Annotated in this window: 3 tRNA genes; all 3 read left to right on the top strand. The window is 56.8% G+C overall.

Features of this window, described 5'->3' with window-relative positions:
- The 3 genes from B0E34_RS00535 (at position 1) to B0E34_RS00545 (ending at position 290) form a co-directional block, all read left to right on the top strand.
- Positions 1-72: transfer RNA gene (locus B0E34_RS00535), tRNA-Met, on the top strand.
- A 36-nt stretch (positions 73-108) separates the two neighbouring features.
- Positions 109-181, top strand: a tRNA-Met gene (locus B0E34_RS00540).
- Positions 182-217: 36 nt separating this feature from the next.
- Positions 218-290 (top strand) — tRNA-Met (locus B0E34_RS00545).
- The last annotated feature ends 2 nt before the right edge of the window (positions 291-292 follow it).

The following is a 292-nucleotide window of genomic DNA, read 5'->3' on the forward strand; positions in this document are numbered from 1 at the left end:
GCGGGATGGAGCAGTAGGTAGCTCGTCGGGCTCATAACCCGAAGGTCATCGGTTCGAGTCCGGTTCCCGCTACTAAGAAAGTGTTTCGGTAACACTCTAAAAATACACCGCGGGGTGGAGCAGTAGGTAGCTCGTCGGGCTCATAACCCGAAGGTCGCACGTTCGAGTCGTGTCCCCGCTACTAAGACAACGCTTCGGTGGCGTTCAGAAAATACACCGCGGGATGGAGCAGTAGGTAGCTCGTCGGGCTCATAACCCGAAGGTCATCGGTTCGAGTCCGGTTCCCGCTACT

This window comes from Chryseobacterium mucoviscidosis, from assembly GCF_002177115.1.
Classification (GTDB): Bacteria; Bacteroidota; Bacteroidia; order Flavobacteriales; family Weeksellaceae; genus Chryseobacterium; species Chryseobacterium mucoviscidosis.